The 8,947-nt window shown below is 50.6% G+C and carries 6 protein-coding genes and 1 rRNA gene; 5 read left to right on the forward strand and 2 right to left on the reverse strand.

All coding sequences use genetic code 11. From position 1 onward, the window contains the following. The 5 genes from F4X55_01270 to F4X55_01290 form a co-directional block, all read left to right on the forward strand. Nucleotides 1-334 (forward strand): 23S ribosomal RNA (locus F4X55_01270); the annotation flags it as partial. Nucleotides 335-474: 140 nt separating this feature from the next. Next, on the forward strand, nucleotides 475-1,956 hold the full coding sequence (gene rmuC / locus F4X55_01275; GenBank protein MYC39640.1) for a DNA recombination protein RmuC: 1,482 nt from the start codon (nucleotides 475-477) through the stop codon (nucleotides 1,954-1,956). Nucleotides 1,957-2,032: 76 nt separating this feature from the next. Then, the gene (locus tag F4X55_01280; GenBank protein ID MYC39641.1) at nucleotides 2,033-2,833 is read left to right on the forward strand and encodes an SDR family oxidoreductase; all 801 of its coding nucleotides are present in this window, start codon (nucleotides 2,033-2,035) and stop codon (nucleotides 2,831-2,833) included. 30 nt (nucleotides 2,834-2,863) lie between these two features. Continuing rightward, nucleotides 2,864-3,286: a DoxX family protein gene (locus tag F4X55_01285; protein MYC39642.1), complete on the forward strand. Its 423-nt coding sequence runs from the start codon at nucleotides 2,864-2,866 to the stop codon at nucleotides 3,284-3,286. A gap of 204 nt (nucleotides 3,287-3,490) precedes the next feature. Beyond that, on the forward strand, nucleotides 3,491-4,750 hold the full coding sequence (locus F4X55_01290; GenBank protein ID MYC39643.1) for a hypothetical protein: 1,260 nt from the start codon (nucleotides 3,491-3,493) through the stop codon (nucleotides 4,748-4,750). A gap of 64 nt (nucleotides 4,751-4,814) precedes the next feature. On the opposite strand, the gene F4X55_01295 is transcribed toward F4X55_01290, so the two are convergent. After that, complete coding sequence (locus F4X55_01295) at nucleotides 4,815-7,340, reverse strand: hypothetical protein (GenBank protein MYC39644.1); 2,526 nt, start codon at nucleotides 7,338-7,340, stop codon at nucleotides 4,815-4,817. A gap of 60 nt (nucleotides 7,341-7,400) precedes the next feature. Then, complete coding sequence (gene sucD / locus F4X55_01300) at nucleotides 7,401-8,285, reverse strand: succinate--CoA ligase subunit alpha (protein ID MYC39645.1); 885 nt, start codon at nucleotides 8,283-8,285, stop codon at nucleotides 7,401-7,403. Between the last annotated feature and the right edge of the window lie 662 nt (nucleotides 8,286-8,947).

The raw sequence follows: 8,947 nt of genomic DNA on the forward strand, positions 1-8,947 counted from the left end.
AAGCGGTACGCGAGCTGGGTTTAGAACGTCGTGAGACAGTTCGGTCCCTATCTGTAGCGGGCGAAGGAGATTTGAGAGGATCTGCTCATAGTACGAGAGGACCTGAGTGGACGAGCCTCTAGTGTACCAGTTGTCGTGCCAACGGCAGTGCTGGGTAGCTATGCTCGGAAAGGATAACCGCTGAAAGCATCTAAGCGGGAAACCTGCCTCAAGATTAGATCTCCCGAACGTAAGTTCCTTAAGGTCCCTTGAAGATTACGAGGTTGATAGGCTTAGGGTGTAAGTTCCGTGAGGAATTAAGCTGATGAGTACTAACCGACCGTGAGGCTTACTGCGAGGCTTGAAAATTCTCGATACCAACACACAATTTTCTCAAGCGTTATATTCGGTTGCCAGAGGTTCTTCCGCCCCTGATGGGGCAAAACCTTTTGAGGGCCGCTCCCCGCGACCCCTTTTATCGTTTATAATAACTCTATGGATATCTCTGGTCTGCTTACCCATCTGGGGGCGATGGCGATTGTTGCCTTCGTGCTCTTCTACTACCTGACCAGGGAAAGGGGTCGGCGTGAGTCGACCGAAACCGAGCTTTCCTTGATCAGGACCGAACTTGAAGAGTCAAAGAGCAAGGGTGCCGGGCTTGAGGAGAAGCTTAAAGACTCCGTTGAGGCCGCAGGCGCCCTTAATGCCGAGAAAGCCTCCCTTGAATCCAGCATGAAAGAAAAGGCAGCCGCCGTCGCGGACCGCGATTTGAGGATTTCAGGATTCGAAAGACAGATCGGTGAACTCAGGTCCCAGGTTGCTGAAAAAGAGATCATTCTGTCGGGGTTAAATGCGACCATAGAACAGGAAAGAAAAAGCTTCGAGGAAAAGCTGACTATACTGGAGGATGCGAAAAAAAGACTGGGTGACGAATTTGAGAACTTGGGAAACAGGATCTTCGAGGATACGACAAAGAAATTCACCGACAAAAACAAGGCGGACATGGAGACTCTCCTTAATCCCCTCCGCGAGCAGATAAAGGATTTCGAGAAGAAGGTCACCGATACACACAAGGAAGCCAGCACCGACAGAGCCTCCCTTAAAGCCCATATAGAGAATCTTAAGAACCTGGGCGAGCAGATGAGCCAGGAAGCCCTCAATCTTACTACCGCTCTCAAGGGAGAATCTCAGGCCCAAGGTGCCTGGGGGGAAATAGTGCTTGAAAAGGCGCTTGAGATGTCAGGGCTCTCCGAAGACAAGGAGTATCACTCCCAGTCAAGCTACAAGGGGGGCAACGGCAATACCCTCCGACCCGACGTGATCGTTCATCTCCCCGAGGGAAAAGATGTCATAATCGACTCCAAGGTATCTCTTACGGCTTACGAAAGATACGTCTCCTGCGAAGATGAGGAGGAAAGAAAAGATTACCTGAAGCAGCATGTCCTCTCGTTTCGAAACCACATAAAGGAACTCAGCGACAAGGGATATGAGAATATCCCCGAAATCAGAAGCCTTAACTACGTTTTGATGTTCGTTCCGCTTGAATCCGCTTTCATGCTGGCCATAGAGACGGAGAGGGATCTTTACTCCGAGGCTTTTGAGAAGAACGTGATAATTGTCTGTCCCTCGACTCTTCTCGCGACGCTCAGAACCATACACAGCATCTGGCAGTTTGAGTACCAGAACGCAAACGCCAGGGAAATAGCCGAAAGCGCCGGGAGGATGTACGACAAGTTCGTAACTTTCGTTGAGCACCTAAAGGATGTGGGAAGACGGATAGAACAGTCTGACAAAGCTTACCAAAGCGCGATGAACAGTCTTTTCGAAGGGAAGGGCAACCTCGTAAAAAGAGCCTTGGATTTAAAGGAGTTAGGAATTAAAACCTCGAAAGAGCTTCCCACGGACCTCTCGGAGAAATCCCGCCTCTCTGGGTATGCCGTTTCCCCCGGCAAAGAGACGGATAACGGGTCGCAATGATCCTTTCGATTTAGAAAAAGGGGGGAAATCGTGTACGATTCCACCCCTAATTTCCATACATAAGGAGTAAAGCAGATTGTTTGAAAATTCTCTTAAAGGCAGTTGGGCGCTTGTGCTCGGCTCTTCAAGCGGTTTCGGGGAGGCCTGCAGTCTTGAGCTGGCGCGGCGGGGAATGAATATCTTCGGCGTGCACCTTGACCGCAGGGGAACCATGGCAAAGGTAGAAGGGATAGTGGAGGAGATAAAAAGCACGGGAAGCGAAGTGAAATTCTACAACGTGAACGTTGCCGACGCTGAGAAGAGGCAGGAGGTTATCGCGGATATAAAAGACGTGGTGCAGCAGGATGGCTCTCAGGTAAAGGTGATGATCCACTCCGTAGCGTTCGGTACGCTCAAGCGCTACGTCGCGGACGAACGCAGGGATGTTCTTAACACCAAGAACATTGACATGACCTTGGACGTGATGGCCCACAGCATCGTTTACTGGGCGCAGGATCTCGTTATGGAGGGAATAATGGGCGAGGGCGGGAGAATATTCGCCATGACGAGCGCGGGGAGTCACAAGGTCTGGCCCACTTACGGCGCGGTATCGGCCGCAAAGGCGGCCATAGAGGCCCACATACGCCAGCTTGCCGTTGAACTCGCGCCCCAAGGGATTACCGCGAACTCAATAATGGCGGGCGTAACGGACACTCCCGCTCTCAGAAAAATTCCTGAAAATGACAAACTCATCGATCATGCTCTCAGGGCAAACCCTTCGGGAAGACTGACGACCACAGAAGACGTGGCAAAAGCCATTGTGCTTCTCTCCCTTGACGAAGCCTCCTGGATCACGGGCAACGTGATAGGGGTTGACGGCGGAGAAGACCTTGTCTAATAGGTTCGATTAATATAAAGTTTAAAGACCATGTCAATTTATGGCAGAAACAAGGATGCGGATTTAGGAATTTTTCTGCTCAGGATAGGTTTCGGTTTCTCGATGCTTATTTTCCACGGCTACGGGAAGCTGGTCGGAGGCCCCGAGAGATGGACTAAGATCGGGGGGTCATTACAGACCTTCGGTATTGATTTTTACCCGGTTTTCTGGGGGTTTATGGCGGCTTTTGCCGAGTTTTTCTGTTCGGCTTTCATAATCGCGGGAATTTTCTTTGTACCCGCGACTTTTCTTCTGTCCGTTAACATGATCGTAGCGGTTCTCTTTCACCTCTATCTTCCGGAAGAGTCACCCGCGGCGGGATGGCAGGGAGCTTCAAACGCAATTGAATATCTCTTTGCTTATGTAGCGTTGATGATTACCGGTCCTGGAAGATACAAGATAAACCTGGGCTGACGGCCTTCGTTGGTTTTTTCATCCAAACAGGCTTTATGATGCTGTTTCGGAGCAAAAAATCCTTGAGAAAAAGGGTGAGAAGCATTTAGTTAAGGTTGCTTCCGTACATAGAGCCGAAAGTGTACGGATAAAAGTAGATAAAGCCCCGCAAGTTTAATTTGAAGACAAAGAGATCTTGGATTTTTAAAAGCGTAAGCTATAACCATGTCCAAAAACCGTAGAATCAGTTCCTTTATCTTACTTGCGGCCATAATGTCAGTTGCTTTGCTGCTGTCCGGCTGCCAAACTCTGCATTGGAACGAAAAATGGCAGAGCAACTTTATTGATCAAATGGCTGTGGCCAGAGACAGTCAGATGCTTAAAAACCTGGTGCGCATGCGCTATGGAACACCCCCTGTATTTACAACTGTTGGAACGGTAACGGAGAAATACAAACAGGCACCGAGTCAAATTTCATTAACCGGTGCGGTAACCAGCGTTCTTGGCTCCTCAGTAGACGAGAGTGTGAAAAACGAAAATAATCTCTTGGGACAGGTGGGAATAGGAGGCACCCGTGAAACTACCCTTCAATACAGTCCGCTTACCGGCAAGAAACTGAATGAGACCATGAATCAACGTTTGGGGCTGGAGACGGTGTTTTATCTTACCCAATCCGGGTTTTCGATAGAACGCGTTCTAGCAATAACGGTTGAGCGTTTCGGTCCTGCATTAAATGCCCCGTTTGCATCCGGACCTACGCCGGATTATCTGCCAGAGCAGGAAGAATTCGACAAATACGAAGATGTACTTGTCGCGTTAAAAAATTTGAGACAACAAAATAAAGTAAGATTTTTCGAAGCCAGCCCTGATGAGATCTGCTCCTCTACTAAAATCGAAGGAGAATCGACGAAAAAAGAAAAACAGCCCAAAAAAATAATGGCCTGCTTTTTGGATGACAACTTCGATTGCTTGCGCGGAAACAATAATGACCCGCAATGGAAAGAGTTGACGAGTCTTTTGAAGATTAAAGATGGAAAAGGAATTTTAATACTGACCGACTCTGAAACCGAGTGCAGTTCCGAAATACCCGAAATAAAAGTGGGAACCCGCTCATTGTTCGGAATAATGCACTACCTGTCGCAGAACGTAAAAGTACCCGATAGGGACAGGGAAATAGTCAAAATTTCAACTATTAAGAACGGCGAAGGTTGCAGTGAAGAAGGCAAAAAGCGAGATGGTTGGGACTGCAGTCCCGCTGGAAAGCGATTCGAAATCATATCAAGCGATACGCGACCTCAGCTGATTTGTTCAAGTCCCCGAACTGATGGAGACTGTGCTTCGGTTGTTACCAGACATAACGGTCACTGGTTTTACGTCGATGCCAAGGATCATAACAGCAAAGCGACTTTCGCGCTGCTGACGAAGTTATTTGAGATACAAATCTCTGACAGGGAAACGAATCAAGGCATTCTTCTTGTTCAGTAACCTTACCTATGTCAGCGGAAAGACGCGGTAGGGAGGGGTAAAGCGGAGACAGGGCGACGACGCGTTACTCAATGTCGTCCGGTACTTTTTCGAGATTTGTTTTTATTACACGAAGGAAATTCGTTCCCATTATTTTTTCCACAACCCCCCTCGAATACCCTTTGCCGAGAAGATAGTCGGGAAGCGTGCGAAGTTCGGCTATGTGCCTCATCTCTTCGGGGAAGTCTTTTATGGGCGCTCCGTCCATGTCGGTTCCCATTCCCACGTGATCTTCGCCACAGACGTTTATGATATGGTCTATGTGGGCGTATATGTCTTCTAGGGTGGCTAGACCCTGTCCTTTTCTAAGAAACTTCCCGTAGAAAACAACTCCGGTTACTCCACCCCTCTCGGAGATGGCGCGAAGCTGCTCGTCGCGCAGATTCCTCGGGTGATCCACAAGCACTCTTGAATTCGAGTGGGTCGCAACGGGTATGAGCTCCGTGAGTTCCACGCTTTCCCAAAAACAGCGTTCGTTCAGATGGGAGAGATCAAGCGTGATGCCGAGGGCGTTCATTTGGCGGAGAAGTTCCTTTCCCTGCTCGGAGAGTCCCTCGTCGCTCTCGGGCCCTGACGCGTAGATGTTCCTGTTATTCCAGGAGAGACCGACCGCCCGGACGCCCCTTTCGTGGTATTCGAGAATATGCTCCGGGTTCAAAACCGGATCCGCTCCTTCCATCAGCGTGAAAAACCCGATTTTCTCTTCCTCGCCGAGTCTTTCTATATCCCGTCTGTTTTTTATCTGGAAAACGCTTTCCGAGTATTCGCAGTATATGTCGTCGTATGTGTCAAGCTGGGCCATGGCTTCCGCCACCGAGCCTTCGGGCTTGTGCTTCGGGTGAATGAAAACGGTATTGAAGACTACCCTTACCCCGCTTTGCCTAAGCCCCGGCAGGGTTATCATGCAGGGGACCTCGGGATTCTCGAAATCCCTTTTGTAGTGACGCACGTGAAAGGCTATGTCCTGATGAGCGTCGACGGTGAGAAAAGCCGGAGGAGTTCCCCATCCTCCTCCTCCCGGGGTCTCGATCCTTACCGCTTCTCCGGCTTTTACCGCAATGGAGCATTTCGCGGGCAGTTTCTTCTCCTCTTTGCCCGATACGAGCGTGTTCTGCCCGCTTTTTCCGTCTTCTCCGCCTTGGGTTCCCCAGGGATGTCTCTCCCTTCTCTCGGTTATCAAGGAGACGTGTGAGTCTTCAAGGAACCTGTACTGCCTTACGATTCCGTCCCCGCCCGGAAAACTGCCTGCTCCTCCGGACCCTTTTTTTATGAAGTATGATTCCACCATTACGGGAAGTTCCCTCTCTATTGCCTCAACAGGGGTGTTGAGCGTGTTTGTCATGTGCGTGTGCACGGCGTTTGCCCCGTTTGCGCCTGACCGTCCCCCCATTCCACCGGCTATGGTTTCGTAATAGGCGTAGGAGGAATCAGCAGGGGTGTCCTCCGGCGAGCCGAAAGCCAGGTTGCTCATCGTTCCCGCGCTTGCTGCCTGTATAGTTTCGGGGATTGCCTGCGCGAGCGCTCCGAACACCACATCCACTATCCTCTGCGATGTCTCGACGTTTCCGCCGACGACCGCGCTCGGGTATCGGGCGTTTAGAATGGAGTCCTCGTCGACTTTGATCTCAATCGGCCTGAGCGTCCCCGAATTAAGGGGGGTGTCTTCGCCTGAGAGACACTGAAAGCAGTACAAAACTGCCGAAGTCGTTACGCTCAGGGGAGCGTTAAGACATCCTCTTACCTTCTTTGAACTTCCCCTGAAATCCACGACCGCCGTGTCCCCAGTTACGTTTATTCTTGCCTTTATCGGTATGTCCCGTGTTCCCGCTCCGTCGTCTTCAATATAGTCGGTAAAGACGTAATCGCCGTCCGGTATTTTCTCTATGGCGTTTCTCATAAGCCTCTCCCCGTAATCAAGAAGCCCGGAAGCGGCATTGTTTATTTTCAAAAGAGAGTATTTCTCCAGAAGTTCCCGCATCCTCTTCTCCCCGGTGTCAAGCGAGGCTATCTGGGCTCGCAGGTCTCCTTCTCTTTCCTCATGATCCCTGGTTGAGAGAATTATCTCCTGGAGCAGAGTTTCTTTAAGAACTCCCCCTTCCCGTATCCTTGTCGGGGGTATTATGATTCCCTCTTCGTGGATTGTCGTTGAAAGGGGCATGGACCCGGGGGTGCTGCCTCCTATGTCCGCGTGGTGGGCGCGCGAGGCAAGGAGAAACTCCGGTTTTCCGTCAACAAACACGGGCGCGACGCACGTTACGTCCGGCAGATGCGTTCCGCCGCGGAACGGGTCGTTAAGAATAAAAACGTCTCCCGGGCAAAGATTCTCCGTTGCCACCGATCTTGCGGCAAAGGACATTGACCCGAGGTGTATGGGGATATGGGCCGCCTGGGCGATCATTTCCCCGTCCGAGTTGAATATGGCGCAGGAAAGATCTCTTCTTTCCTTTATGTTGGGAGAGAATCCCGCTCTTACGAGAACAGAACCCATCTCCTCGGCGATTGTTCCGAGAAGATTGTTGAAAATTTCGAGTTCAAAAAGTTTTAGTTCCATACGGGCAAAATAATAACCAATTTTAAGGATTGCCCGTGTGAAGGGGAGTAAGATGCAAGGCTAAGCCTGGGAACTTTGCGATATCGCGCTCTGAAGGGCTTCTCCCATCTCCGCCGGGCTTTTGCAGGTGGTGACTCCGGCACGCTCAAGCGCCCGGAACTTGTCTTCGGCGCTTCCCGAGCTCCCGGAAATTATGGCTCCCGCGTGACCCATCCTTTTCCCCTTGGGCGCCGTGGCTCCCGCGATGAAAGCGGCTATGGGTTTTGAGAAGCTCTCGCTTATGTACTCAGCGGCCTCTTCTTCGTCTGACCCGCCGATTTCCCCTATCATTACCACCGCGTCTGTGTCCGGGTCGTTCTCAAAGAGGGAGAGCGCGTCAATAAACGTGGTTCCGATCACCGGATCCCCGCCTATGCCTATGCAGGTTGATTGTCCTATGTCGAGGTTGGTAAGCTGCCAGACGGCCTCGTAGGTCAGAGTTCCGCTCCTTGAGATTATCCCCACTCTTCCGGGTTTATGGATGTATCCAGGCATTATTCCCACCTTGGCCTCTCCGGGTGTCATGACGCCCGGGCAGTTTGGCCCCACGAGCCTCGCATCGGAACCCCTCATGTACTCCTTTACCCTTACAACATCCAGGGTGGGTATTCCCTCGGTTATGCAGATTACGAGCTCAACGCCGGAATCGAGGGCCTCTAGCATCGAATCCATCGCAAACGCCGCTGGAACGAACACAAGGGACACGTTCGCTCCGGTCTCCCGCACAGCTTCGGCCATTGTGTCGAAAACAGGGAACCCTTCGACGGTGCTTCCGCCTTTTCCGGGCGTTACGCCGCCAACGACGTTGGTTCCGTACTCCCGGCACTGGGTCGCGTGGAAAAGCCCGGCGCTTCCCGTTATTCCCTGCACGAGGACTTTTGAGTCTTTATTTACGAGAATGCTTATTTTTCCGGTTCTCCCTTGAGAGCTTCATTGTTTTTCAAATGAGGGGGAACTATAACATGCCTGGTCTGTTTTTTCAAAGTGTTTTGCTCCTGGGTTTGCAAAGAGGGCAAAGAGTATTTATAGAGCTTTAAATTCCCAGAGTCATCTTATCCCGGTGACATCTTTGCTTCCCGTGGAAACAGGTAATTAATAGTGTGAATTCACGTGGAGCAGGGGGTGGCCTGTTAGGACTAAACGTTCCGTATCACTCTGAAATAACTTAATATTTACCTTGACAAACAGTTAAGCGGTAGAATAGAATCACTCTTAGGCTGTATGGAATTTTCACAGCCTGCGATGTTCAGTTGACGTCAGTAATCTTTCAACCTAAAAGGATAATTCCTTAATAACTTATGATGGGGCAAGTGGCTAGTTATAGAGGTAATTACGTTTTTAAATCTCTCTTTTGAGTATGCGAGCCCCAAGACTGAAACTGTAGAGAGACAAGGAAAATTTCCATGTCCAGAATTAAGTTCAGCATTTTTATCTTGTTTGTAGTTATCATTTCCGGTTGTGGCGGTGGAAGCGGAGACGAGGGAACTCCGCCTCCGGTAGAGCGGCCTCCGGTAGAGCCACCTCCGGTAGAACCGCCTCCGGTAGAGCCACCTCCGGTAGAACCGCCT

It is taken from the genome of Candidatus Dadabacteria bacterium (genome assembly GCA_009840385.1).
GTDB classification, from domain to species: Bacteria; Desulfobacterota_D; UBA1144; order Nemesobacterales; family Nemesobacteraceae; genus Nemesobacter; species Nemesobacter australis.

Coding starts and splice junctions, on each gene's coding strand:
- rmuC (MYC39640.1), top strand. CDS start 475: ATGGATATCTCTGGTCTGCTTACCCATCTGGGGGCGATGGCGATTGTT.
- F4X55_01285 (MYC39642.1), top strand. CDS start 2,864: ATGTCAATTTATGGCAGAAACAAGGATGCGGATTTAGGAATTTTTCTG.
- F4X55_01290 (MYC39643.1), top strand. CDS start 3,491: ATGTCCAAAAACCGTAGAATCAGTTCCTTTATCTTACTTGCGGCCATA.
- F4X55_01295 (MYC39644.1), bottom strand. CDS start 7,340: ATGGAACTAAAACTTTTTGAACTCGAAATTTTCAACAATCTTCTCGGA.